This window comes from Streptomyces sp. NPDC058092 (genome assembly GCF_042884935.1).
Classification (GTDB): Bacteria; Actinomycetota; Actinomycetes; order Streptomycetales; family Streptomycetaceae; genus Streptomyces.
In genome coordinates, this window is record NZ_JBHVSY010000021.1 from 62,428 (window position 1) to 87,892 (window position 25,465).

At 70.2% G+C, this 25,465-nt stretch carries 23 protein-coding genes; 11 read left to right on the forward strand and 12 right to left on the reverse strand.

The annotated features are described in order from the left end of the window. The first annotated feature begins 11 nt into the window (after window positions 1-11). From ACFVV1_RS29200 to ACFVV1_RS29220, 5 genes are all read left to right on the forward strand, one after another. Window positions 12-872 carry an Fpg/Nei family DNA glycosylase gene (locus ACFVV1_RS29200; RefSeq protein ID WP_389995129.1) on the forward strand — a complete coding sequence of 287 codons (861 nt, stop codon included), beginning with the start codon at window positions 12-14 and terminating at the stop codon, window positions 870-872. Window positions 873-935: 63 nt separating this feature from the next. Then, a complete protein-coding gene (locus tag ACFVV1_RS29205; protein ID WP_389995132.1) occupies window positions 936-1,688 on the forward strand; it encodes a LytR/AlgR family response regulator transcription factor in 753 nt (250 codons plus the stop codon). Between the two features lie 64 nt (window positions 1,689-1,752). Further along, window positions 1,753-2,115, forward strand: coding sequence for a hypothetical protein (locus ACFVV1_RS29210; protein WP_389995134.1), 363 nt, complete (start codon window positions 1,753-1,755; stop codon window positions 2,113-2,115). Next, a complete protein-coding gene (locus tag ACFVV1_RS29215) occupies window positions 2,112-3,593 on the forward strand; it encodes a cation acetate symporter (RefSeq protein ID WP_389995137.1) in 1,482 nt (493 codons plus the stop codon). Before ACFVV1_RS29210 ends, ACFVV1_RS29215 begins: the two co-directional genes overlap by 4 nt. Then, window positions 3,590-4,780: a sensor histidine kinase gene (locus ACFVV1_RS29220; protein WP_389995140.1), complete on the forward strand. Its 1,191-nt coding sequence runs from the start codon at window positions 3,590-3,592 to the stop codon at window positions 4,778-4,780. Before ACFVV1_RS29215 ends, ACFVV1_RS29220 begins: the two co-directional genes overlap by 4 nt. A gap of 19 nt (window positions 4,781-4,799) precedes the next feature. Here the strand turns inward: ACFVV1_RS29220 and ACFVV1_RS29225 are convergent, their stop codons facing one another. Beyond that, window positions 4,800-5,318, reverse strand: a complete 519-nt coding sequence (locus tag ACFVV1_RS29225; protein WP_389995143.1) for a hypothetical protein — start codon at window positions 5,316-5,318, stop codon at window positions 4,800-4,802. A 110-nt stretch (window positions 5,319-5,428) separates the two neighbouring features. Here ACFVV1_RS29225 and ACFVV1_RS29230 point away from each other — a divergent pair, with 110 nt between their 5' ends. Beyond that, entirely contained in the window at window positions 5,429-5,626 is a 198-nt protein-coding gene (locus tag ACFVV1_RS29230; protein WP_389995146.1) for a zf-HC2 domain-containing protein, read from the forward strand. Here ACFVV1_RS29230 and ACFVV1_RS29235 read toward each other — a convergent pair. The 7 genes from ACFVV1_RS29235 to ACFVV1_RS29265 form a co-directional block, all read right to left on the reverse strand. After that, entirely contained in the window at window positions 5,560-6,129 is a 570-nt protein-coding gene (locus ACFVV1_RS29235; RefSeq protein WP_389995148.1) for a sigma-70 family RNA polymerase sigma factor, read from the reverse strand. The genes ACFVV1_RS29230 and ACFVV1_RS29235 overlap by 67 nt on opposite strands. A 216-nt stretch (window positions 6,130-6,345) precedes the next feature. Then, window positions 6,346-7,794: an amino acid permease gene (locus ACFVV1_RS29240; protein WP_389995150.1), complete on the reverse strand. Its 1,449-nt coding sequence runs from the start codon at window positions 7,792-7,794 to the stop codon at window positions 6,346-6,348. Between the two features lie 109 nt (window positions 7,795-7,903). Then, entirely contained in the window at window positions 7,904-8,365 is a 462-nt protein-coding gene (locus ACFVV1_RS29245) for a universal stress protein (RefSeq protein ID WP_389995153.1), read from the reverse strand. Window positions 8,366-8,427: 62 nt separating this feature from the next. Then, window positions 8,428-8,691 (reverse strand): hypothetical protein, encoded by a 264-nt coding sequence (locus ACFVV1_RS29250; protein WP_389995155.1) that lies wholly within the window; start codon window positions 8,689-8,691, stop codon window positions 8,428-8,430. A gap of 160 nt (window positions 8,692-8,851) precedes the next feature. Beyond that, window positions 8,852-9,385, reverse strand: coding sequence for a hypothetical protein (locus ACFVV1_RS29255; RefSeq protein WP_389995157.1), 534 nt, complete (start codon window positions 9,383-9,385; stop codon window positions 8,852-8,854). Between the two features lie 178 nt (window positions 9,386-9,563). Continuing rightward, window positions 9,564-10,331: a hypothetical protein gene (locus ACFVV1_RS29260; RefSeq protein WP_389995160.1), complete on the reverse strand. Its 768-nt coding sequence runs from the start codon at window positions 10,329-10,331 to the stop codon at window positions 9,564-9,566. Window positions 10,332-10,346: 15 nt separating this feature from the next. Continuing rightward, window positions 10,347-10,883, reverse strand: a complete 537-nt coding sequence (locus ACFVV1_RS29265; RefSeq protein ID WP_389995371.1) for a hypothetical protein — start codon at window positions 10,881-10,883, stop codon at window positions 10,347-10,349. A gap of 529 nt (window positions 10,884-11,412) precedes the next feature. Between ACFVV1_RS29265 and ACFVV1_RS29270 the strand changes: the two genes are divergently transcribed. Both ACFVV1_RS29270 and ACFVV1_RS29275 read left to right on the forward strand, forming a co-directional pair. Next, window positions 11,413-12,231, forward strand: a complete 819-nt coding sequence (locus ACFVV1_RS29270) for an SAM-dependent methyltransferase (protein WP_389995163.1) — start codon at window positions 11,413-11,415, stop codon at window positions 12,229-12,231. Continuing rightward, on the forward strand, window positions 12,228-14,402 hold the full coding sequence (locus tag ACFVV1_RS29275) for a putative bifunctional diguanylate cyclase/phosphodiesterase (RefSeq protein ID WP_389995166.1): 2,175 nt from the start codon (window positions 12,228-12,230) through the stop codon (window positions 14,400-14,402). The genes ACFVV1_RS29270 and ACFVV1_RS29275 overlap by 4 nt, the downstream gene beginning before the upstream one ends. Window positions 14,403-14,528: 126 nt before the next feature. Here the strand turns inward: ACFVV1_RS29275 and ACFVV1_RS29280 are convergent, their stop codons facing one another. Then, window positions 14,529-15,425: a LysR family transcriptional regulator gene (locus ACFVV1_RS29280; protein WP_389995169.1), complete on the reverse strand. Its 897-nt coding sequence runs from the start codon at window positions 15,423-15,425 to the stop codon at window positions 14,529-14,531. A gap of 95 nt (window positions 15,426-15,520) precedes the next feature. On the opposite strand from ACFVV1_RS29280, the gene ACFVV1_RS29285 reads away from it, so the two are divergent. Genes ACFVV1_RS29285 through ACFVV1_RS29295 form a run of 3 tightly spaced genes read left to right on the forward strand, consistent with a single transcriptional unit; the run spans window position 15,521 to window position 18,922 of the window. Continuing rightward, window positions 15,521-16,228 carry a succinate dehydrogenase gene (locus ACFVV1_RS29285; protein WP_389995172.1) on the forward strand — a complete coding sequence of 236 codons (708 nt, stop codon included), beginning with the start codon at window positions 15,521-15,523 and terminating at the stop codon, window positions 16,226-16,228. A gap of 1 nt (window position 16,229) precedes the next feature. Then, window positions 16,230-18,179: a fumarate reductase/succinate dehydrogenase flavoprotein subunit gene (locus tag ACFVV1_RS29290; protein WP_389995175.1), complete on the forward strand. Its 1,950-nt coding sequence runs from the start codon at window positions 16,230-16,232 to the stop codon at window positions 18,177-18,179. Beyond that, the gene (locus tag ACFVV1_RS29295; RefSeq protein ID WP_389995178.1) at window positions 18,176-18,922 is read left to right on the forward strand and encodes a succinate dehydrogenase/fumarate reductase iron-sulfur subunit; all 747 of its coding nucleotides are present in this window, start codon (window positions 18,176-18,178) and stop codon (window positions 18,920-18,922) included. Before ACFVV1_RS29290 ends, ACFVV1_RS29295 begins: the two co-directional genes overlap by 4 nt. Before the next feature lie 92 nt (window positions 18,923-19,014). On the opposite strand, the gene ACFVV1_RS29300 is transcribed toward ACFVV1_RS29295, so the two are convergent. The 3 genes from ACFVV1_RS29300 to ACFVV1_RS29310 form a co-directional block, all read right to left on the reverse strand. Further along, on the reverse strand, window positions 19,015-22,218 hold the full coding sequence (locus ACFVV1_RS29300) for a glycoside hydrolase N-terminal domain-containing protein (RefSeq protein ID WP_389995181.1): 3,204 nt from the start codon (window positions 22,216-22,218) through the stop codon (window positions 19,015-19,017). Between the two features lie 171 nt (window positions 22,219-22,389). Further along, window positions 22,390-22,578 carry a hypothetical protein gene (locus tag ACFVV1_RS29305; protein WP_389995184.1) on the reverse strand — a complete coding sequence of 63 codons (189 nt, stop codon included), beginning with the start codon at window positions 22,576-22,578 and terminating at the stop codon, window positions 22,390-22,392. Window positions 22,579-23,028: 450 nt separating this feature from the next. Next, window positions 23,029-25,452, reverse strand: a complete 2,424-nt coding sequence (locus ACFVV1_RS29310) for an ABC transporter (RefSeq protein ID WP_389995187.1) — start codon at window positions 25,450-25,452, stop codon at window positions 23,029-23,031. Window positions 25,453-25,465 lie beyond the last annotated feature (13 nt).

Here is a 25,465-nt window from a genome sequence, read left to right on the forward strand (position 1 = left end):
AGTCTGGAACCATGCCCGAACTGCCGGAAGTCGAAGCCCTGCGGGTCTTCCTCGACGACCACCTCGTCGGCAGGGAGATCGACCGCGTTCTCCCGCTCGCCGTCAGCGTCCTCAAGACGTACGACCCGCCCCTCACCGCGCTGCACGGCTCCACGGTCACGGACATCGCCCGGCACGGCAAGTTCCTGGACATCGGCGCCGGCCCGCTCCACCTGATCACCCATCTCGCCCGGGCCGGCCGGCTGCGGTGGAAGGACGGCTTCCCCGCCACGCCGCCGCGCCCCGGCAAGGGGCCCCTGGCGCTGCGCACCGTACTCACCGGAGGCGACGGCTTCGACCTCACCGAGGCGGGTACCGCCAAACGCCTCGCCGTATACCTGGTGCACGACCCGGCCGAGGTGCCCGGCATCGCCCGCCTCGGCCCCGACCCCCTCGACGACTCCTTCGACCGGGACGCGTTCGCCGCGCTGCTCGCCGGGGAACGCCGCCGGATCAAGGGCGCCCTGCGCGACCAGTCCCTGATCGCGGGCATCGGCAACGCCTACAGCGACGAGATCCTGCACGCGGCGAAGATGTCGCCGTATCTGCTCACCGCGAACCTCACCGACGACCAGATCAGCAGGTTGCACATCGCGCTGCGCACCACACTGCGCGAAGCGGTCGCCCGCTCCGGCGGACTGGGGGCCGGAGAGCTCAAGGCCGAGAAGAAGAGCGGGATGCGCGTCCACGGACGCACCGGCGAGGCGTGCCCCGTCTGTGGGGACACCATCCGGGAGGTGTCGTTCAGCGACTCCTCGCTCCAGTACTGCCCCACCTGCCAGACCGGCGGCAAACCGCTGGCCGACCGCCGTCTGTCCCGACTGCTCAAGTAGCCCGGTCCGGCGGGTGCCCCGCACGACGGCCCGGTACCCCCACGCACGTTCTACACTCCGCCCATGCTGCGCGTACTCGCCGTCGACGACGAAGAACCTGCCCTGGAGGAGCTCCTCTACCTCCTGCGCGCCGATCCCCGCATCCGCAGCGCCGAGGGCGCCACCGGGGCCACCGAGGCACTGCGCCGCATCGGCAGCGCCGTCGAGGCGGGTCCCGACGACCCGTCCGCCATCGACGTCGTCTTCCTCGACATCCACATGGCGGGCCTCACCGGCCTCGACGTCGCCCAGCTGCTGGCCGGGTTCGCCGCACCCCCGCTCATCGTCTTCGTCACCGCGCACGAGGGATTCGCCGTCCACGCCTTCGACCTGAAAGCCGTGGACTACGTCCTCAAGCCGGTCCGCCGCGAACGCCTCGCCGAAGCGGTCCGCCGCGTGGCCGAACAGGTCGGCGACCGCTCGGCACCCGTGCTCGACACCGCCAACGATCAGATACCGGTGGAGCTCGGCGGAGTGACCCGGTTCATCCCGATCGATGACATCGCCTACGCCGAGGCCCAGGGCGACTACGCCCGGCTGCACACCACCACCGGCAGTCATCTGGTCCGCGTCCCCCTCACCACCCTGGAGGAACGCTGGCGCACCCGCGGCTTCGTACGCATCCACCGGCGCCATCTCGTCGCGCTGGGCCGGATCGACGAACTCCGCCTCGACGCGGGCAGCATGAGCGTGCGCGTCGGCACCGCCGAGCTCGCCGTGAGCCGTCGCCACGCCCGCGCCCTGCGCGATCTGCTGATGCGCCGGCCCGGCCGCTGACCAGGCACTACCCGGACTCGAACCCCTTCCCACGAGGGTCCGGTGCTGCGTACACTCCGGGCCCATGTCCGCAGAGCCAACACCCCGGCGTGAAGTGGTGACGGGGGAGCCCCGGCGGGTGCGCCCGCTGCCGCGTTACCGCACCCAGTCGGAGATCGACGAGCAGACCGCACTGGGCGGCGCGTACGTCCGTTCGCTGATGCGCGGCCAGTTGCGCGCCGGACTCACCGCCTTCATCGTCCTCGCGGTGGTCGTCGGCACACTGCCCCTGGTCTTCGAGGCCCTGCACAGCGCCGCGCTCGTCTGGGCGGTCCTCGGGTTCGCCGCCTATCCGCCCCTGACCCTGACCGCCTGGTGGTACGTGCGACGAGCCGAGCGCAACGAACGCGACTTCGCCCGGCTCGTGGAAGGCCGCCCCGCACCGTGAGCCGCACGTACGCGGTGGCGGCCGTCGGCTCCGTCGTGGTCGCGACCGTCCTCGTCGGCGGCTTCGGGCTGCGCATCTCCCGTACCACCTCCGACTTCTACGTCGCCTCGCGCACCGTACGGCCGCGGCTCAACGCCGCGGCGATCAGCGGCGAATACCTCTCCGCAGCCTCCTTCCTCGGCATCGCGGGCCTGGTCCTCGTGCACGGCCCGGACATGCTCTGGTACCCGGTCGGCTACACCGCGGGTTATCTGGTGCTGCTGGTCTTCGTCGCAGCACCGCTGCGCCGCTCGGGGGCGTACACCCTGCCCGACTTCGCCGAAGGACGGCTGGAATCACGGCAGGTGCGCAGGCTGGTGAGCGTCTTCGTCGTCGCGGCGGGCTGGCTCTATCTCGTACCGCAGCTCCAGGGCGCGGGACTGACGCTCAAGATCCTGACCGGGGCACCCGGCTGGCTCGGCGACGTGCTCGTGGCGTCCGTCGTCGTCATCGCCGTCGCCGCGGGCGGCATGCGGTCCATCACCTTCGTACAGGTCTTCCAGTACTGGCTGAAACTGACCGCACTCCTCGTCCCCGCGATCTTCCTGGTGCTCGCCTGGCGGGGCGACGGGCGGCCCCGCGTCCACTTCGACGAACAGCTCACCGTCTTCCGCGCCGACCATCCGCTGTACGCCACCTACGGACTGATCGTCGCGACGTTCCTCGGCACCATGGGCCTGCCCCATGTCGTCGTCCGCTTCTACACCAGCCCCAACGGCCGCGACGCCCGCCGCACGACGGTCGCCGTCCTCGCCCTCATCGGCGTGTTCTACCTGCTGCCGCCGGTCTACGGCGCACTGGGCAGGCTGTACGCCCCCGAGCTGATCCACGGCGGGGACGCGGACGCCGCCGTACTGCTGCTGCCCGGCCGGGTCATCGGCGGGCTCGGCGGGGACCTGCTCGGCGCGCTCATCGCGGGCGGCGCCTTCGCCGCGTTCCTGTCGACCGCCTCCGGCCTCACGATGGCCGTCGCGGGCGTCATCACCCAGGACGTACTCCCGTCGCGCGGGGTACGGCACTTCCGGCTCGCCACCGTCCTCGCCATGTGCGTACCGCTGGCCGGTTCGCTGCTGGTCAGCCGGGTCCCGGTGGCCGACTCGGTGGGGATGGCGTTCGCCGTCTCCGCGTCCTCCTTCTGTCCGCTGCTGGTCCTCGGCATCTGGTGGCGGCGGCTCACCCCGCCGGGCGCGATCGCCGGACTGCTGCTCGGCGGCGGCTCCGCGTTCCTGTCCGTCGCCATCACCGTCAGCGGCGCGGTACGCCCGCCCGGCTGGCCGCACGCCCTGCTTGCCTGGCCCGCCGTGTGGTCGGTGCCGGTCGGCTTTCTCGCCATGGTCCTGGTGTCCCTCGCCACGCCCGGCCGGATACCACCCGGCACGAACGCCGCCATGACCCGCTTCCACCTGCCGGAAGTGCTGACTTCGGGGAGACACCGATGACCGGGGCCGGATACGCGGCAGTCGTCCTGCTCGTCCTTCTGCTGCTCGGCGCGGGCTTCCTGCTCGGCCGCCGCACCGCCCGCCCCGTCCGCACCAGCGACGTCGGAACCCCCGTCGAGCACGCCACCTTCGAGACCCTGCACACCGCCTCCCTCGCCGCGCCCCCGCTGCGTGCCGGACTCACCGAGGAGAGCGCCCGCAAATCCGCCCGCGGACTCCGCTCCCTGCTCGGCACCGACGCCCTCTGCCTCACCGACCGCGACCGGGTGCTCGTCTGGGACGGCGCGGGCGAACACCACGGCCGGCACGTCATGGACCAGGTGCGGGGCCTCCTCGCCAGCGGCCGCGACACCGCCTTCGTCAGCGACTGCGACGACCTCGACTGCCCGCTGCGCTGGGCCGTGGCCGTGCCGCTCACTGTCGACCACCGGGTCCTCGGCACCCTCATCGCCTACGCCCCGCGCGAATCCGCGGTGCTCGCGCGAGCGGCCGGAGAAGTGGCCCGCTGGGTCTGCGTACAGCTGGAACTCGCCGAACTCGACCGCTCCCGCACCCAGCTCATCGAAGCCGAGATCAGGGCGCTGCGGGCCCAGATCTCCCCGCACTTCATCTTCAACTCCCTCGCCGCCATCGCCTCGTTCGTCCGCACCGATCCTGAGCAGGCTCGCGAACTCCTCCTCGAATTCGCCGACTTCACCCGCTACTCGTTCCGCAGCCACGGCGACTTCACCACCCTCGCCGATGAACTCCACTCCATCGACCAGTACCTGGCACTGGTGCGGGCCCGCTTCGGCGAACGGCTCGCCGTCACCCTCCAGGTCGCCCCCGAAGTGCTGCCCGTCGCCCTGCCGTTCCTCTGCCTTCAGCCGCTCGTCGAGAACGCCGTCAAACACGGCCTCGAAGGAGCCGTCACCAGCAGTCGCATCACCATCAGCGCACTGGACGCCGGCTCCGAGGCCGAGGTCGTCATCGAGGACGACGGCACCGGAATGGACCCGGAGCGCCTGCGGCACATCCTGCGCGGCGAGGGCGGCAACTCCACCGGAATCGGACTGCTGAACGTCGACGAACGGCTGCGCCAGGTGTACGGGGACGACTACGGGCTCGTCATCGAGACCGGCATCGGCGCCGGGATGAAGATCACGGTACGGCTGCCGAAGTACCGTGCGGGAGTGCACGGCTCCTGACCGGCGGTCGCGGCGGCGATCAGTGGAGATGGACTGCCAGATGCCCCAGCGGCAGCCCCAGCTGCCAGGCCGGCGTCCACACCTGGGCCGCCTCCTCCGCGTCCGCCCCGCCGCCCGCCGGCTCCCGGGGCGGCGGGCGGAGCGCATCGAGATCGGCCGCGAGCAGCTCGGTCTCCTCCAGCCACCGCCAGGCGGCGCGGGCCAGCGCCAGATCGGGATCCGCGGCGCCGGGCACGGGCTGCGGCGCAGCGTCCGGTGCGTGGAGCCGGTCACGGACCCAGCCCGCCCAGGCCGCCCCGTACGCCGTCAACAGCCGCAGCTCGTCCAGCCGGGCAGCGGGCAGGGCGGTGTCCGCCCCGTCGTCGGAGAGGAAGATGGTGAGCGCGAGCGCGTCGCGGCCCGCGCGGTACTCCAGCGTGGACGGCTCCATCAGATCGCCGGTCCGCAGCAGCTCGTCGGCGATGTACTCGGCGTACATCCAGGTCATCGGGACCAGCAGCCCGCCCCCAGTGGTTCCATCCTGACGTTCCGGGTGCATCCCGTCTCGCCTCTTTCTCTTCTCGGCACCGGGCTTCACGGAGCATTGAACCGGGGGAGCACGCCCCGCGTGGCCAGAAGGACAGGATCCGTCCACGACACGAGGATGCGATGACCACCGATCCCGGGGAGGGCCCGCACGTGCGGCAGTTGCTCGGCGCCTATGTGCTCGACGCGCTCATGGCCGGCGAGACCCGCGCGGTCTCCCGCCATCTGCTGTCCTGCGACCGCTGCACGGCCGACTACGTGGAGGTCGCGGAGGCCGTTGCGGCCCTCGCCCTGCTGAGCGAGGAGGACCTGCTGGAGTAGCCCGGCAGGCTGCGGGAGAGCTGGCGCAGCGCGTAGTAGGACCGGGACTTGACGGTGCCCGCCGGAATATCGAGGGTCCGCGCCGTCTCGCCCACGCTCAGCCCGCGGAAATATATCTGGACGAGGACGGCACGGTGTTCCGGGCTGAGGGCGCGCATCGCATCGCGTACGTCGAGGGCCGAGACCGCGGCCTCCGCGGTGTCCTGCGCACCCGCGGCGGTCTCCAGCACGACATCGCTGACCTCGGCCGGCCGGGCCTGCCTGGACCGGCGCGCGTCGATGGCGAGACGCCGCGCGACGGTGAAGAGCCAGGGCCGCATCGACTCGTACGGAGCGTCGAAGGCCTCCGGATGCTGCCAGGCCCGTACCAGCGTCTCCTGCAGCAGATCCTCGGCCCGCTGCCGGTCGCCGAAGGTCAGCCCGAGCAGGAAGTGGAACAGGGCGGGGCCGTGCTCCCGCTGGAGATCCGCGAGGGTCCGCTCATCGGTCGTCGTGGTGGTCATCGTGAACGCCCTTCTCCGCCGAGGCCCCTGCCGCTTCGCTGCCGACTGCCGTATACGAACGCATCGGGGCGCCGGGGAACAGGCGATGGGCGGCTCCGTGCGACGAGCGGTCGCACAGTGCGGCGAATGGTGCGGTGAACGGTCGGGCGGTTGCCGGGGCGGGTGCCCGTACGGGAGGTGGGCGAGGGGCGGTGCGGTGTCCGTACGGGCGACGGGTCAGCCCGTTCCGGCTCCCGTGTCCGGTTCCGGTGTCTTCGCCATCTCCGACTTCCGGTACGAGTAGCCGAAATAGATCACCAGACCGACCAGGAACCACACCACGAACCGCACCCACGTCTGCCACTGCAGGAAGGTGATCAGCCAGATCGAGAACACCACCCCGAGAGCCGGCACGAACGGCATGCCGGGCGTGCGGAACGTACGCGGCAGATCGGGTTGCTTGTAACGCAGCACGATCACCGCGATGCACACCACCACGAAGGCCAGCAGAATGCCGATGTTCGTGAGCTCGGCGGCCGCGCCGATCGGCAGGAACCCGGCGATCACGGCCGAGGCCGCGCCGACGATCCAGGTCACCCGGGTCGGCACGTGCCGGGTCGGGTGGGTCTTGGCGAACCACTTCGGCAGCAGTCCGTCGCGGCTCATCGAGAACCACACCCGGGTCACACCGAGCATGAAGGTGAACATCACGGTGAGGATGCCGATGATCGCGCCCACCGCGATCACATCGGCGAGCCTGTTCAGCCCCACCGACTTGAATGCCGTGGAGAAGCCGGACTCGGGGTCGATCTCCTGGTAGCTCTGCATCCCCGTCAGCACCAGACACGCCGCCACGTACAGCACCATGGAGATCCCCAGCGAATACAGGATCGCCTTGGGCATGTGCCGCTGCGCGTCCTTGGACTCCTCGGCGGCCGTCGACATGGCGTCGTACCCGAACACCGCGAAGAACACCGTGGCCGCACCGGTGAAGGCGCCGCTCACCCCGAACGGGAAGAAGGGGTGGTAGTTGGCGGTGTTGATGTGGAACACGCCGACGCCGATGACCAGCAGAACGACCAGGACCTTCAGGACGACCACGATCGTTTCGAAGCGGGCCGCGTTCTTGATGCCGAGAGTCAGCAGGTACGCCACGAGCAGACAGAGCACCGCGGCGAACAGGTCCACCCGATGGCCGTCCCCGGTGCCGGGCGCGCCCAGCATCCACTTCGGTACGTCCAGCCCCATCTCCCCGAGCAGGAAGCCGAAGTAGCCGGAGATGCCGATCGCGACGACGGCGACGATCGCCGTGTACTCCAGCAGCAGGTCCCAGCCGATGAACCAGCCCACCAGCTCGCCGAGCACCGCGTATCCGTAGGTGTAGGCGGAGCCGGCCTTCGGGATCAGGCCCGCGAACTCCGCGTAACTGAACGCGGCCGCCGCGCTCGCCACACCCGCGATCAGGAAGGAGACGAGCACCGCAGGCCCGGCGGTGCCGTTCGCCACCGTGCCGGCAAGGGTGAAGATGCCCGCGCCGATGATCCCGCCCACGCCGATCGCCGTGAGCTGCCACAGGCCGAGCGTTCTGGTGAGCTGAGTGGTGACGTCCGCCGCCGGCCCCTTCTCGTCGATCTGCTCGATCGGCTTGCGGCGCAGCACACCCTCGCCCACTCGGAGCCTAGCCATGAGTCACCTCTCCGCTGACGGCTGTCCCTGACGGGCGCTCATGATGACCCAGGCGGGGCCGGTGCGGAAGACGGCGTGCCGTCCGGCGGAGGTGAGGATTCCGCGACCGTCACGGGACTACCGTGACGGGCCAACGGCCCGCCTTCACCAGCCGGATCGCCACCGAACCGATGAAGCGGTGCCCGGCCGACTCCGACGCGCCCACCACGACGGCATCGGCCTTCAGTTCGTCCGCAGCCGTCACGAGCCCGTTGTAGGGGTCACCGCGGAAGGTGTGGAACTCCCAGCGCACATCCCATATGTCCTTCATCCGCTCCGTCGCCTGCCGGATCTCGTTCACCAGCCCCTCCGCGACCTCGCCGGCCGCATCGGCGACGGGCGCTCCGAGCGCGGCGCCCGCGGGCAGCACGGGCTGGACGTAGACGAGGGCGAGCATCGCTCCCTGCCGACGGGCGAGCCCCGCCGCGTACGCCGCGGCACGCATGGAGGAATCGGACCCGTCGAGGCCGGAGACGATCACTTTCGGGCCGTCTGTGCCACGTTCGAACTGGTGGGGCTGCTGGTCTGTCACGGCAGTGAGGCTATCCGCTCCCGGCGCCGACGCCGCCCCGGGCGGGCACGGCGGCTACCGGATCACGGTGTCCCGGCGACGGTGGGTGCGCGGCCGCCGCCCGGAGGCAGCGGCCCCACCGGGTGCGGCCGGGCAGCGATGCCCGCGACACCTGTTCCGGCGGCTGCCCCCTGGACGTCGGCCGAGGCGGCGGCGACCGGCCGGGGAGGGCCCAGTGAGAAGTCCGCGCCATTGCGCGCCAGGGCCAGACCGGTGAGCACCACCAGGGCGACGGCGCCCCACGGTGAATACCTGGTCCGTTCGGCGCGCCAGCTGCCCCGGCTCATGGTTCTCCCTTCGTCGCGACACCTCGAACGCTAGGCGCCGGACGGCCGGGCGGCGATCAGGGAAGGGCGAACGGGTGGCACCGGCCCGTTACGCCCGTCGCCCCGAGTCCTGCGAACAGGACCCGGGGCGACGGGCGTAACGGGCCGCACTGCCCTGCTCTCAGTGCGGGCGGCTCTCCTTGCGCTGACGCACCACATAGATGGTGCCGGTGGCCGTGACCACCGCCAGCGCCGTTCCGGCGGCGATTTCCGCGGCGTTCACCCGGCCGATGTCGCCGCCGAGTCCGCCCCGCACACCGGCCGGAGCGACCGGGGCACTCGCGGTGGGTGCGGCGGAGGGCGTGCCGACCGTGAGACCGACCTTCGCCGTGACACCGGGCGACGTGTTGCAGATGAACGTCACCTGGTAGACGGCGCCGGGCCGGGCGTCCCGGTCGACCGTGGCCGCGGCGGTGCCGCCCCTGGGGATGGTGACCGTGTCGAATACTCCGGAGCCGGCCGTGGCGGTTGTGGAGCACCCCCGGGCGGCCAGGCCGACCTGGCTCCCCGGCGCGATCACCGACGGAGTGACGGTGTATCCGGTCGCGGAGGACGCGCCTCCCGACGTCTCGGCCCACGCGGTCGCGGCCGGAGCGGTCAGGGCGAGAACGGCGGCGCCGAGCAGGGCGACGGGTGCGACGCCTATTGCGCGCATGGGTGATTCCTCCGGTTCCCCGAGGAGCAGTTGCGGAACGGTTTTCCACAAAGCGTCAGAAATGCACCTCGACCCGCCAAACGCTAGAAGTCGCACATTTCACCGGCGATCGGAGTGCGCCGCCCGGGGCACCGGTTTCCCCCGAGCGGCGCACTGGGACCGCACTTCGACGGGACCGCTATCCGCCCGCCGCGCCGGGGAACAGATCGAGGAACGGAGCGGCGGTGGCCGAGATGCCCCGGCCGAAGGGGGAGTCGAAGTCCCAGATCAGAAAGAGCAGAAAGGCGATCAGAACGCTGAAGAGACCGGCCAGCAGCAGTTCGCGGAAGGTTCTGCGGATCTGCAGCGTGAAGATCAGTCCCACGGTCACCAGCGCCCCGATGACCAGGCCGAACCAGACCACGCCCGGCATGGTCGCACCGGCGCTCTGCCCGCGTGCGCTGCGGGCGTCGTCGACGGCGGCGACCTCATCGACCAGTGGCTGATATGCCTGCCCTTCATGGTCGTTCTTCGGTTGGTAGTCGGTGACATCGGCGCGCACCCGGCCCAGGAGCCGGGCCCCTTCGTCGTCGAGGGAGCCGTGCTCGGTCATCGACCGCCACTCGACGTGGACGACGTGGTGCACGTACGCGTCGACGTCGGCGCGGATGCGCGTACGCACCTCGGCCGGGTAGACGGCGGAGCGAACGCTCACCTCGTGCAGCGCCTGGGCCTCCTGGCGTACGTACTCCTGGGCGGCGCTGCGGCCCTCCCAGACGCCCGCGATGGCGAGGCCCAGCACGATCGCGTAGACCACGCCGATCATCATCGTCATGTACTCGATGACGTCAGGGGTCTCGGACGGGTCGTCATCCGCTCCGATCCGGCGGTTGCTGAGTACGGCGATGGTCAGGACGACGGCGCTGGCCGCGACCATCGCGAGGGTGAGAACAAGCCATTCCGACATGGGTTTCTCCGGAGGTCATCGGGAGCGGGGACGCAGCACGGCGACGGCGAACACCGCGGGCGCGGTGATCAGCAGGGTGAGGGTGACCAGGGAGGTGCCGCGCCGCGGGACCTTGCGCGGCGGCTTGCGGTAGGTGGGGAGCGCCACGGCCCGGGGCGCGGGAGGCGTGGGGCGTACGGACGGCGAGGGTGGGGGTGTGGGTGAAGGAGGCGGCGGCACGGGCTCCGGTTCCGGTGCGGGCGGTGCGGGCGGTGCGGGCGGTGCGGGCGGTGCGGGCGGTGCGGGCGGTGCGGGTGCCGGCGGAGGCGGCGGAGGTGGCGGAGGCGGAGGTGGTGGTGCCGGGGGCCGGGGTGGTGGCGCGGGCCGCCGGGTCGGCTCGGGCGCCGGGCCCGCGTGACAGGGGCCGTTGCCCGACACGGCGACCGCCGAATTCCCGTCGCCCTCACCGATGGAGGCATACGCGCAGTTGTCCGCCACGGCGGGGGCCGGGGCGGTCAGCAGCCAGAGGAGTACGACGGCTGCCATGAGCCGCCCTATGAGTGATCCGTACACGACGGGGAGCATGTTCCGACTGGCCGCGGGGCACGCCCGGGACGGTCCGGATTCCCCTGATAGTGGGGACCTGGGGTGCCGGATGTTTGCGGCTCAGGAAATTCAGCGGTCACAACTGGCAGGAGCGGTGGGGGCTTTACGCTCCGCCTTCGCCCCATTGGCAAGGAAAGCCGTCAAAGGCGCCGCCACCAGGGCTTTGTCACCTTCGATCGGACCGAGGAAACTCAAGATCCGAGCCAATGACTGCCGACAGGTCCAACGACCGGGCCTTTGGGGGCACATGGTACGCGGCGTCCCCGCAGCCGAACCGATTGGCGCCGTCGAAGAACGCCGGAGCGCCTCTCCGGACCGTTTCGCCGCCCGATGTCACCCGTAGCGACGGGACAGTTGCACATGCCAGTGGTGTGTGACCAATAACGGACGGCTAATTTCCGTTTCCGCTCGCCCTCTTGGCGGACGATCAGTAGCCTCTGGTCAACACTGACCATGAACATGGCCGGATCGCCGTGGCGACTTGTTGGAGACATCGATGGAGCGTCCCGCCTGGGCACCGCAAGGCATTGACATTTCGGTGCCGAGTGTGTCTCGCATGTACGACTTCTATCTGGGCGGATCGCACAATTTCGAGGTGGACCGGGAAGCGGCTCGCAAGGCCATGGAGTTCATGCCGGGACTCCCCAAGATCATGCAGGCGAATCGGGCCTTTATGCGCCGGGCCGTGCGTTATGCGGTGAGCGAGGGCATCAACCAGTTCCTGGACATCGGCTCCGGAATACCGACTTTCGGCAATGTGCACGAAGTCGCCCAGGCGGCCGACCCCGAGGCCCGCGTCGCGTATGTCGATCACGACCCCGTCGCGGTCGCGCACAGCCGGGTCGTACTCGAAGGAAACGAGCGGGCGGTGATCGCCACCGCGGATCTCCGTAACCCGCAGGAGATCGTGAAGAGCCCGGAGATCACCGGACTGCTCGACCTGGACCGTCCGGTGGCCCTGCTGCTCGTCGCGGTACTCCACTTCATCGAGGACTCCGACGACCCGCACACCGCCGTCGCCGAGCTGCGCGAAGTCCTCGCCCCCGGCAGCCTCGTCGTCATCACCCACGCCTCGTACGAGGGGATTCCGCTCACCCAGGAGGAGGCGGGCGGCACCGTCGGCGTCTACCGGGACATCCGCAACCCCCTGGTCATGCGGTCGCGCGACGAGGTCACCCGGTTCTTCGAGGGGTACGCGATGGTTGAGCCCGGACTCGTGTCGATGCCGAACTGGCGCCCCGACACCCCCCTGGCACCGGAGCACGAGGACCCATTCGCCTTCTCGGGCTTCGCGGGAGTGGGACGCAAGGCGTGAGCATTCCCGCCCAATCGTCCGGAGCGCCCGACACGGAGCCCGACGGCCCCGAGGACCGGCTCCGGAGATTCGCCACGATCTGGAGCCGGGCCATCTTCCCCTCGACGGCCACCTCCATGACGCGCACCGAGTTCGAACAGCATCTGCTGCCGCTGGCCCGCGGGCTCAGCGACATCCTGCACGCACGGCCCTTCGACGCGGCGTCCGCGAGCGGGGTCGGCGTCGCTCTCGTCGCCGCGCACTGCACGGACCCGGACGCGCTCAGCAGCACGCTCGGCGTCATCGACTCGTACCTCGTGCTCTATTGCGGCGGCAACGGCGCGACGGTGCTGTCGACGGAGGACAGCAGGGCCCGCTGCGCCCGGATACAGCACGCCCTCGCGGGTGGGTTCACCCAGGCCCTGCGCGAGCGGACGCTCGCCGAGCAGGAGGCCATCGCCCGCTCCGCGCTCACCGCCCGCTCGGACGCCGAGCAGGCCCTGCACGCCACCGAGGCGCGCTTTCGAGCCGTCTTCAAGGACGCGGCCATCGGCATCGGGATCGCCGATCTGGACGGCAATGTGCTGGAGATCAACGACACCCTCACCCGGATGTTCGGCGGGCTCGAACACCATGTGCGCAGCCACAAGGTCAACGAGTGGGTGCACCCCGAGGACTCGCCGCAGGTCTGGAAGTACTACAACGAGCTGGTACGCGGCGAACGCGAGCACTACCGGGTCGAGAAGCCGTACTACCGCAACGACGGCACGGTGCTGTGGACCAATCTGACGGTGTCCCTGCTGCGCGACTCCGAGGGCCGGCCGGAGTATCAGCTGGCCCTGATGGAGGACACCACGGAGCGCCGGCTGCTCAACCTGCGGCTGCGGTACGAGGCCACCCATGACGCGCTCACCGGCCTGCCCAACCGGACGCTGTTCTTCGAACGGCTGGAGAAGGCGCTCTCCGCCGACGACGGCAGCCGCTTCGGCCTGTGCTACCTCGACCTCGACGGCTTCAAGGCGATCAACGACAGCCTCGGCCACGCGTCGGGGGACCGGCTGCTGGTCGAGGTGGCCGACCGGCTGCAGAGCTGCGCGACGGCACCCGGCGAGATGGTGGCGCGGCTCGGCGGCGACGAGTTCGTGGCCCTGACCACCGGCCCCGACACCCAGAAGGAGGTCGACGAGCTGGCCTGCCGCATCCTCGGCGTGCTCGGAACCCCGATCCGGCTGGACGGCCGTGAGCTGACCGTACGCGGATCCATCGGGATCGTCGAAGGGCCGGCCGGTGAACGGAGCGCCGCCGAGGTGCTGCGCAGCGCCGACATCACCATGTACCGGGCCAAGTCGGCGGGTGGCAACCGCTTCGAGCTCGCCGACGCCGAGGCGGACGCCCGCGCCATCACCCGGCACGGGCTGACCACCGCGCTGCCGACCGCCCTGGACCGCGGCGAGTTCTTCATCGAGTACCAGCCCCTCGTGCACCTCGGCGACGGCACGGTGCACGGTGCGGAGGCGCTGGTGCGCTGGTGCCACCCGCAGCACGGGGTGCTCGGTCCCGACCGGTTCATCCCGCTCGCCGAGCACACCGGGCTGATCGTGCCGCTCGGCCGCTGGGTGCTGGAGGAGTCCGTGCGCCAGGCCAACTTCTGGCAGGAGCGGCACAGCGACGGCGGCCCGCTGCGGATCAATGTCAACCTCTCGCCCACCCAGTTGCATCATCCGCGGCTGGTCGCCGAGACGGTCGACGTGCTGGAGCGGTCGGGGCTCGAAGCCGGGGCGCTGTGTCTGGAGGTCACGGAGTCCGCCCTCATCGGCGCGGACGACGATCTGCTCAAGCCGCTGCGGCAACTGGCGGACATGGGCGTCGACATAGCGCTCGACGATTTCGGCACCGGGTACTCGAACCTGGCGAACCTGCGCCGGCTTCCGGTGAGCGTGCTCAAACTGGACCGCTCCTTCACGCAGGGCATGCAGCGGCATCCGGCGGACCCGGTCGATCTGAAGATCGTCGAGGGAATCGTCTCGCTGGCGCACAGCCTGGACCTCGCCGTCACGGTGGAGGGCGTGGAGACCGCGGCCCAGGCGGAGCAGTTGCGGGAGCTCGGGTGCGACACGGCCCAGGGGTGGTACTACGCCCGGCCCGGCGCCCCCGACCGGATCCACTCGCTGCTGCTGGCCGACGCGGTGTGAGGGCCGGACGGGCTTGATCAGCGGAGGATCGAGCCCGTCCGGTACCCGCGGAAGAAGGCCGGTCAGGGAAGAACAAGCCACGTCCGGCGACCGAGGACACCGGGCGGCCGCAGGCCGCGCAACCCGCTACACCGGCTCCGGACGGTTCTCCAGCAGCATCCGCTGCAACTCGCGGGCCGCACGGGGCGGCGCCACATCGGTGCGGTGCGCGAGCGCGATGGTGCGCCGCAGGCCGGGACGGGCCAGCGGCGTGGTCCGCAGGTCGTGGCCTGCCCGGGTGGCGACCATGCTGGGCACCACCGCGATCCCGAGCCCCGCCCGGACGAAGCCGAGCACCGCGTCCATCTCGCCGCCCTCCACCGTGAACGACGGCTCGAAGCCCTCCGCCCGGCAGGCGGCCACCGTCAGTTCGCGCAGGTCGTAGCCGTGCCGGAACATCACGAGGGACTCCTCCTGAAGGTCGGCGATCCGTACGCCGCCGCCCCGGCCGGGCCGCGGCGCCCGCGCCGACGACACCACGACCAGGTCCTCCTGGAGCAGCTCGACCGTGGTGAGGGCGGGCGACGCCGCGGGCAGCGGCAGCACGACCAGGGCAAGATCGAGAGCCCCGCGCGCCAGCTCCCGTACGAGGTCCAGCGAGCCGCCCTCCTCCAGCAGCAGCTGGATCCCCGGATGCCGGTCGTGGAAGGCGCGCAGCACGTCGGGGAGCAGGCCGGTGCAGAGGCTGGGCGTCGCGCCGAGCCGGACCCGGCCACGGCGCAGCTGAGCCAGCTCCTGCACCTCGTGGCGTGCCGTGTCGGCGTCCGCGAGGATGCGGCGGGCCAGCGGCAGCAGGGCCTCGCCCGCGTCGGTGAGGGTGATGTTGCCGCGGGCCCGGCTGAACAGCTCCGCTCCCAGCTCGTTCTCCAGCGCCCTGATCTGCTGGGACAGCGAGGGCTGTGAGACATGCACTTCCTCGGCGGCGCGGGTGAAGTGACGGGTCTCGGCCACGGCCACGAAGTACGTCAGCTGCTGGAACTGCATACACACAGCATAGCGGCCACGATAGGGAACACCTATGAATATGAGCTGTTCCATGTCTTGGACTGATGGGGTCGTTCGGCCCTAGCTTCGTCTCCATGGCATTGGCAACACGGACGGACCGACGGCCGTCCATGACGCGTACGCTCTGGGACTCGTCCGTCGGCAAGAAGACGATCATGGCCGTGAGTGGCCTGATCATGCTCCTCTACTTGGTTGTCCACATGATCGGCAACCTGAAGATCTTCTTCGGGGCCGGCGAGTTCAACCACTACGCACACTGGCTGCGGATCATGGGGGAGCCCTTCCTGCACTACGAGTGGGCCCTGTGGATCGTCAGCGTCGTGCTCGTCGCCGCCGTGGTGCTGCACGCCACCTCCGCGTACCAGCTGAGCCGGCGCGACATCAAGGCGCGCCCCGCCAAGTACGTGCACAAGAAGCCGCGCGCCGGCTATGCCACCCGCACCATGCGCTGGGGCGGGATCATCCTCGCCCTGTTCATCGTCTGGCACATCCTCGACCTGACGACGGGCACCGTGCACTCCGGCGGATTCCAGTCCGGGCACCCCTACCAGAACGTCGTCGACACCTTCTCCACCTGGTACGGCAACACGATCTACATCGTCGCCATGCTCGCCCTCGGACTCCACGTCCAGCACGGCTTCTGGAGCGCCGCCCAGACCCTCGGCGCGGGCAACGCGACCCGTGACCGGGTCCTCAAGACCATCGCCAACGTCCTCGCCCTGGTGTTGACGGTGGGCTTCATCTCCGTACCCGTCGCCGTCATGACCGGAGTCGTGAGCTGACATGACCGACTACTCGCACTACGAGACGGGCGCGCCCGTCGTCGACACCAAGGCCCCCGAAGGCCCCGTCGCCGAACGCTGGGACACCCGCCGCTTCCAGGCCAAGCTGGTCAACCCGGCCAACCGGCGCAAGCACACCGTCATCGTCGTCGGCACCGGCCTCGCGGGCGGTTCGGCCGGGGCGACGCTGGCCGAACAGGGCTACCACGTCGTCCAGTTCTGCTTCCAGGACTCGCCCCGCCGTGCCCACTCCGTCGCCGCCCAGGGCGGCATCAACGCGGCGAAGAACTACCGCAACGACGGCGACTCGGTCCACCGGCTCTTCTACGACACGGTCAAGGGCGGCGACTTCCGCGCCCGCGAGTCCAACGTCCACCGGCTCGCCCAGATCTCCGTCGAGATCATCGACCAGTGCGTCGCGCAGGGCGTTCCCTTCGCCCGTGAGTACGGCGGCCTCCTCGACAACCGTTCCTTCGGCGGCGTCCAGGTCTCCCGCACGTTCTACGCCCGCGGCCAGACGGGACAGCAGCTCCTCCTCGGCGCCTACCAGGCACTGTCGAGGCAGATCGCCGCCGGCAACGTCGAACTGCACGCCCGTACCGAGATGCTCGACCTGATCATCGTCGACGGCAAGGCCCGCGGCATCGTCGCCCGCGACCTCATCACCGGGAAGATCGACACCTACTTCGCCGACGCGGTCGTCCTGGCCAGTGGCGGCTACGGCAACGTCTTCTACCTGTCGACGAACGCCATGAACTCCAACGCCACCGCCATCTGGCGTGCCCACCGCCGCGGCGCCTACTTCGCCAACCCGTGCTTCACCCAGATCCACCCCACCTGCATCCCGCGCACCGGCGACCACCAGTCCAAGCTGACGCTGATGAGCGAGTCGCTGCGCAACGACGGCCGGATCTGGGTCCCGAAGGCCCAGGGCGACAACCGCCCCGCGAACGAGATCCCCGAGGACGAGCGCGACTACTACCTGGAGCGCATCTACCCCGCCTTCGGCAACCTCGTGCCCCGTGACATCGCCTCCCGCGCCGCGAAGAACGTCTGCGACGAGGGACGCGGGGTCGGCCCCGGCGGCCAGGGCGTCTACCTCGACTTCGCCGAGGCCATCCAGCGGATGGGCCGGGCCAAGGTCGAGGAGAAGTACGGCAACCTCTTCGACATGTACGCACGGATCACTGCGGAGAACCCGTACGAGACCCCGATGCGGATCTACCCGGCCGTGCACTACACGATGGGCGGGCTCTGGGTCGACTACGACCTCCAGACCACCATCCCCGGCCTGTTCGCGATCGGCGAGGCCAACTTCTCCGACCACGGCGCCAACCGGCTCGGCGCCTCCGCGCTGATGCAGGGCCTCGCCGACGGCTACTTCGTCCTGCCGTCGACCATCAACGACTACCTGGCCCGCAACCCGCACCACGACGAGGTCGACGCCTCGCACCCCGCCGTCGAAGAGGTCGTCGCCGACACCGAGGACCGGCTGAACCTGCTGCTCTCCGTCGACGGCGACCGCACCCCCGACTCCTTCCACCGCGAGATCGGTGAACTCATGTGGGAGTACTGCGGCATGGCCCGCACCGAAGAGGGGCTGCGCAAGGCGCTCGACCGGATCCCCCGGATCCGCGAGGAGTTCTGGCGCCGCATCAAGGTGCCCGGCACCGGCGAAGAGTTCAACCAGTCGCTGGAGAAGGCCAACCGCATCGTCGACTACCTGGAGCTCGCCGAGCTCATGTGCCTCGACGCCCTGCACCGCGCCGAGTCCTGCGGAGGCCACTTCCGCGAGGAGTCACAGACCCCGGACGGCGAAGCCGCCCGCCGGGACGAGGAGTTCTCGTACGCCGCCGCCTGGGAGTTCTCCGGCACCGGCGAGGCCCCCGTCCTGCACAAGGAAGACCTCGTCTTCGAGTACGTCCACCCCACTCAGCGGAGCTACGCATGAAGCTCACCCTGCGCGTCTGGCGCCAGAAGAACGCCGACGCCCCCGGCGTCATGTCCACCTACGAAGTGGACGGCATCTCGCAGGACATGTCGTTCCTGGAAATGCTCGACACCCTCAACGAGGAACTCATCCTCGCCGGCGACGACCCCGTCGCCTTCGACCACGACTGCCGCGAAGGCATCTGCGGCGCGTGCAGCCTCGTCATCAACGGCGACGCCCACGGCCCCGAACGCACCACCACCTGCCAGCTCCACATGCGGTCGTTCCGGGACGGCGACACCATCGACATCGAGCCCTGGCGCGCCTCGGCCTTCCCGGTCGTCAAGGACCTGGTCGTGGACCGCTCGGCCTTCGACCGGATCATCCAGGCGGGCGGCTACATCTCCGCACCCACCGGCACCGCCCCCGAGGCACACGCCACGCCGGTGCCCAAGCCGGACGCCGACTTCGCCTTCGAGCACGCCGAGTGCATCGGCTGCGGCGCCTGTGTCGCGGCCTGCCCCAACGGCTCCGCGATGCTCTTCACCTCGGCGAAGATCAACCACCTGGGCGTCCTGCCGCAGGGCGCTCCCGAGCGGGAGACCCGGGTCCTCGACATGGTCGGACAGATGGACAGCGAGGGCTTCGGCGGCTGCACCCTCACCGGGGAGTGCGCCACGGCCTGCCCGAAGGGCATTCCGCTGCCGTCGATCTCGGCGATGAACAAGGAGTGGCTGCGGGCGACCCGGAAGGTCCGACGCTAGGGTCTGTTCCGATGCCGGTCGGCACAGCCGGTGATGAGACCGGCTGTGCCGACGACCCGTGCCGCGCTGCTTCGGCCGGCGGACGGCCGACGTCAGGGCTTGATCGGCTTCACCTTTGTGTCGACGCCGTTCACCCGCACGGTGACGTTCCCCTGGTTCCGCGCCCGGTCGGCCACGATCCTGTAGGACGTGACCTTCCCGTCGCGCCACGCACAGCTGACCTCGTAGCCGCCGCGGGCGCGGAGCCCGGTGAAGGAACCCTTGGCCCTCCATTCGTCCGGCAGGGCGGGCAGCAGGTGGATGGCGCCGTCGTGGCTCTGCAGGAGCATCTCCGCCACGGCGCCCGAGATGCCGAAGTTGCCGTCCATCTGGAAGGGCGGGTGGTTGCAGAACATGTTGGGCAGCGTGTTGTAGGTCAGCAGTCCGCGCAGCATGATCTGGGCGCGGTGCCCGTCACCGAGGCGGGCGAAGAGGGCTGCCCGCCAGGGCCAGGTCCACGAGCGGCGGCTGTCGCCCGACACCGTTGCGGCCGTGAACGGGACGCCTTCCTTCTCTCCGCACCGTGCCTTGAGCGAGACGAGGGCGGCGGCCGCGAAGCCGGGCGTCTTCGGGGTGATCTGGCGGCCCGGGTAGACCGCGAAGAGGTGCGAGGTGTGGCGGTGGATGTCGGTGGGGCTGTCGATGTCCTCCTGCCACTCCTGCAGCTGACCCCACCGGCCGATCTTGTTCGGCGCGAGGCGCGCCTGCATGTCCTTGACCTTGGTCCGGTAGCCCGCATCCGCATCGAGCGCCGCCTCGCAGTCGAGGTAGTTCTGGAACAGGTCCCAGATGATCTGCTGGTCGTACATGACGCCGTCCTCGCGCGGCCCGTGCTCGGGGGACCAGCCGTCCGGCGAGACGAGGAGTCCGTCCTCTCGCTCCTTGAGACGGTCCTCCCAGAACTCGCAGATCTCCTTGATCATCGGGTAGGCGACTTTGCGGAGGTAGACCAGGTCCTGGGTGAACGCCCAGTGCTCGTACAGGTGTTGTGCGTACCAGGCGCTCGCGACGGTGTTCCACTCCCACGCGTTGCCGCCGAAGATGCTCTGGCTGGTTCGGGCAGTCCAGCCGCGTGTGTCCTTGCCGAAGGCGTTGCGGGTCGCCACGCGGCTGGGCACCGCCACCTGCTTGATGAACCCGACGAGTGCCTCGTGGCACTCCGGCAGGTTCGTCGTCTCGGCTCCCCAGTAGTTCATCTGGACATTGATGTTGGTGTGGTAGTCGGAAGCCCACGCCGGCGAGTTGCTGTCGTTCCAGAGACCCTGGAGGTTGGCGGGCAGACCCTTCGGGCGCGAGGAACTGATCAGCAGGTATCGGCTGAAGTCGAACATCGTCTGCTCAAGGGTCGGGTCCTCCCCGCCCGCCGCGTAACGCGCCAGCCGGGCGTTGGTCGGCAGGGCGACGACGGCGTCGTCGGAGGTGCCCCAGGCGACGGAGACGCGGTTCATGAGGGCGCGTATCTCGGCGGTGTGCTCGTCGCGCATCTCGTCGTAGGACCGGGCGGCCGCCCTGCCGAGCGCCGCGGCGACGGCCGCCTCCGGATCGGCTCCGCGCCACCCGGCGGCGGCGTCGAGCTTGTAGTCGGTGCGGGCGTCGAGGAGCAGGGTCAGGGTCGTGCAGCCGGTGAACCGGAGCACCGACCCGTCGGTGCTGAAGTCGCCGTCGGCGTGTACGACCTGGACGGTGGACGCGTGCTTGAGGCCGTTGCCCATGACACCGCTGAAGGCGATCCGCCGGGCGTCGGCGTCGACGGTCGTCGGGGCCTGATCCTGTCCGGACGTCAGCGAGATCGCTCCGGAGAGTCCCCGGTCGCTGTCCGACGTGTACCGGAAGACCATGACGTCCGCGGACCGGCTGGCGAAGGCCTCCCGCAGGACGCGCCGCCCCGGCTCGCCGAAACGGGTGACATGGACACCCTCGAAGAAGTCCAGGGCGCGCTGGTAGTCGACGAACGTGGACTGCATGCGCGTGTCGAACCCCTTGCCTTCCAGGACGACCTCCGCGATCTGGAAGCCGGTGGACGACTCGCCGGGGGTGAACGTGAGCCGATAGGTGCGGTAGGCCGTGCTGTTGGTGATCCGGAAGGTCCGGGTCTCGCCGCGGCCGGCGAAGGGCGCGCCGGGGTTCTGCGTGTCGAGGGTCACCCAGGCTTGCCCGTCCTGCGACGCCTCGAGCGCCCAGCGCCGAGGGTCGTCCTGCGGGCGGTCCGGGGCCGCCGTCAGCGTGTACGAGGTGACGGCGGTCGTGGTGGACAGGTCGGCCTGCCAGACGATCGCCGGTGCGTCGGCGTCGACCCGCCAGACCGTGGCCGGATCGCGGTCCACCGAACTCGAGATGTCCGTGGCCCGGGACCCGGTCCCGGAACGGGATCCCTCGGAGTGCCCGCTTGGCGACGACAGGTACATCGAACCGGCCCCGCCGAGGTCGACGCCGGACAGACCGATCTCGCTCACCTGGAAGTGGCTGACCCCTGCTTCGGGAATGAAGTCGAACCGGTAGAAGCGGTAGGCCGCGGTGTCGGCACAGGTGAATTCCTTCGTCTGGAATCGGCTCTCGAAGGGCGCCGCCAGAGTGCGGCTGTCCAGCCTGGTCCAGGTGGCGCCGTCGGCGGAACCGGAGAACGTCCACTCCTGCGGGTCGCGTTGCGGCACGTCGTTGGCACTCGTCAGACGGTAGGACGCGACCACGACGGGTTCAGGAAGCTCGACCTGCCACTGCACCTTCGATCCGGGCGCCTCGATGCACCACTTGGTGCTCGAGTTACCGTCGTACGTCTTGTCGACGCCCTCCGTCGAGGAGGTCCGGTACGGTCCCCCCGGGGCCGTCACCTTCGCACGGCGACCGAAGGTGACGACGACGTCACCGAAGTTCCGGTACGAGCCGAAGCCGGTCATGCTTGTGTCGAAAGCGCCGTCCGGCTGGCCCGCGAGGGCGTTGTCGTAGTTGTTGACACCACCCCAGAGACTCTGCTCGTTGAACTGGACACGCTCCTCGGAGGGGTTGGCGAAGAGCATGGCGCCGAGCCGGCCGTTGCCGATCGGCAGGGCCTGCGACTGCCAGTCCTTGGCGGGGATCGAATACTTCAGCGCCTTGCGCGACAGGGTCGGCCACTGGACGGACGCCGGTGCGGCGGCCCCGGCGGCAACGGCCTGACCCACAGGGATTCCCCCGGTCAGTTGAGTGATCAGCGGTGTGAGGGCGAGGGCACCGCCGAACTTGAGGATGCTTCGTCTCTGCGGTTGGGGTTCATTGGTCACGAGAGACCTCCTGGCCCATTGATCGGTTCTTTAATGGAGAGATGGAGGGGATACGCCGACGCATGCCGAGGGCGAGGCCATTTCATCGGATGACAGATCGGATGTCTAGAGTGTGCGGCACTGTCTCTGCTGATCGCCCCCTCCCCAGGAGGTCTCCGGATGGCCGGCCGGTCAGGAGGTGACAGATTTGTCGTCGCCGTAGACCGTGCCCTGTGCGCACCAGCCGTGCAGACAGACCGTCACCGCACCCGTGGAGCCGGTGGTGAAGGAGACCGACTGCTTGGTCCAACTGCTCGACGAGCCCCAGGTGCCGGCCGTCGCGTCACCCCGTGCGCCGAGACAGCCGATGTTTCCCTGCACCCAACTGCTGAGCGTGTACGTGGTGTGTGTGTGGGGGGCAGGGTGAGCGTCTGCGTGCACTCGCCGGTCTGCGACGCGGCGGCCGCGGCCGCCAGTGCGTGCGCGCCGCCGTGCGCCGGGTTGGAGGCGACCGCGCCGCCGTTCTCACAGCTCCAGGGAGCGAGCGAACGGTCTCGGCGTCGCCGTTCAGGGCGCCCGTACCGCCGGCCGGACCGGACACCGTCAGTGTGAAGGTCGCTGCGTGGCTGAGCGTGCCCGCGGTGCCGGTCTGGGCGATGGGTGTGCCCGAATCGCCGTTCCAGTAAGGGGTGCAGGAACCGCGGTCCTTAGTCTGGATGAAGGCCATGGTCAGGTACTTGGCGCCGGACGCCTGTGAGAGCGCGGCCGGGCTGTCGCCGCCTGGGCTGGCAACTCACGTGGTAAATAGGGTAGTTGGCGACGATTGGGCGGTCAGTCGAGATGGAGTGCGGCCCGGAGGTACGGAGCCGTGCGGCTCTCCGGAACCCGGGCCACGTCCACGGGCGGTCCCGCCGCCACGATCCGGCCGCCGCGGTCGCCACCGCCCGGCCCCAGGTCGATCACCCGGTCGGCGCCCGCCACCACCGCCATGTCGTGCTCGACGACCACCACGGTGTTGCCCGCGTCGACCAGACCGTGCAACTGCCGCATCAGCACCTCGACATCGGCGGGATGCAGCCCGGTCGTCGGCTCGTCCAGCAGATACAGGGTGTGTCCCCGACGGGTGCGCTGGAGCTCGGCGGCCAGCTTGATCCGCTGTGCCTCGCCGCCCGACAGTTCCGTGGCGGGCTGACCGAGCCGCAGATAGCCGAGTCCGACATCGAGCAGTGTCCGCAGGCTGCGCTCGGCGGCGGGCGTACCGGCGAAGAACCCGGCCGCCGACTCCACCGTCAGATCCAGCACCTGCGCGATGTCGAGACCGCGCAGGGTGACCTCCAGGGTCTGCGGGTTGTACCGGGCGCCGTGGCAGTCCGGGCAGGGTGCGTACGTACTGGGCAGGAAGAGCAGTTCCACGGAGACGAACCCCTCACCCTGGCAGGTCTCGCAGCGTCCGCCCGCCACGTTGAAGGAGAACCGTCCGGCCTTGTAGCCGCGCTCACGTGCCGTGTCCGTCTCGGTGAACAGCCTCCGTACGACGTCGAAGAGCCCGGTGTACGTGGCCAGATTGGACCGTGGGGTACGGCCGATCGGCTTCTGGTCGACCTGCACGAGCCGGTCCACCGCCTCCAGCCCCTGTGCCGAGGCACACCCGGGCGTGGGACGCTCCGCGGGCAGACCGGCGGCGGCGGAGGCCTGCCGGTCGGCGAGGACACCGGCCAGCACCTGACCCACCAGCGTCGACTTCCCCGACCCCGAGACCCCGGTGACGGCCGTGAACACCCCGAGCGGGAACTCGGCGTCCACGCCCCGCACATTGTGGCGGTCGACCCCGTTCAGCCTCAGCCACCCCGACGGCGTACGAACCTCGCGCACCGGAGCGGGCCCGTCGTCGAAGAGGAAGCGCCGGGTGGCCGACTCCGCCACCTCCGCGAGTCCGGCCGGGGGACCGCTGTGCAGCACCCGCCCCCCGTGCTCACCCGCCAGCGGTCCCACATCGACCAGCCAGTCCGCCCGGCGCACCACATCCATCTGATGCTCCACGACGAAGACCGAGTTCCCGGCCTCCTTCAGCCGGCCGAGCACCCCCAGCAGCGACTCGGTGTCCGCCGGGTGCAGACCGGCCGACGGCTCGTCCAGCACATAGACGACACCGAACAGACCGGAGCGCAACTGGGTGGCGAGCCGTAGCCGTTGCAGCTCGCCGGAGGACAGCGTCGGAGCGGTCCGGTCGAGGCTGAGATAGCCGAGACCGAGCTCGGTGACCGTCTCGATCCGGGCGAGCAGATCCGTCGTCAGCACCCGCGCCGCGTCACCGCCGCCCGCCGTGCGCAGCACCTCGGCGAGCGAGGTGAGCGGCAGTCCGGCCAGTTCGGCGATCGAACGGCCGGCGAAGGTGACCGCCATCGCCTCCGGACGCAGCCGGCTGCCGCCGCAGACCGGACAGGGGGCACTGGTCAGGAAGCGCTCGGCCTTGGCCCGAAGGGTGCGGCTCTTGGAGTCCGCGAAGGTGTGCATCACGTAGCGGCGGGCACTCATGTACGTACCCTGGTAAGGGCGTTGGATGCGCCCCGCGTCACGCACCGGATGGACCGTCACCACCGGCTGCTCATCGGTGAACAGGATCCACTCCCGGTCCCCGGCGTCCAGCTCGCGCCACGGACGGTCGATGTCGTAGCCCAGCGCGTCCAGCACATCGCGCAGGTTCTTGCCCTGCCAGGCCCCCGGCCAGGCGGCGATCGCACCGTCCCGGATCGACAGCGAGGGGTCGGGGACGAGCAGTTCCTCGGTGGTGCGGTGGATGCGGCCGAGACCGTGGCACTCCGGACACGCCCCGGCCGCGGTGTTCGGCGAGAACGCGTCGGAGTCCAGCCGTTCGGCACCGGCCGGATAGTCCCCGGCGCGCGAGAACAGCATGCGCAGGGAGTTGGAGAGCGTGGTGACCGTCCCTACGGACGAACGGGCACCGGGCGCCGAGCGGCGCTGCTCCAGCGAGACGGCGGGCGGCAGCCCGGTGACCTCACCGACCGCGGGCGCGCCGACCTGGTGGATCAGCCGGCGGGCGTACGGGGCGACGGACTCGAAGTAGCGGCGCTGCGCCTCGGCGTAGATCGTGCCGAACGCGAGGGAGGACTTCCCGGAGCCCGACACTCCGGTGAACACGGTGAGCGTGTCGCGCGGGATGTCGACCGAGACGTCCTGGAGGTTGTGCTCGCGGGCGCCGCGCACCCGGACGTACGGATCGTGGGGGGTGGACATGCGCGCGGGACTC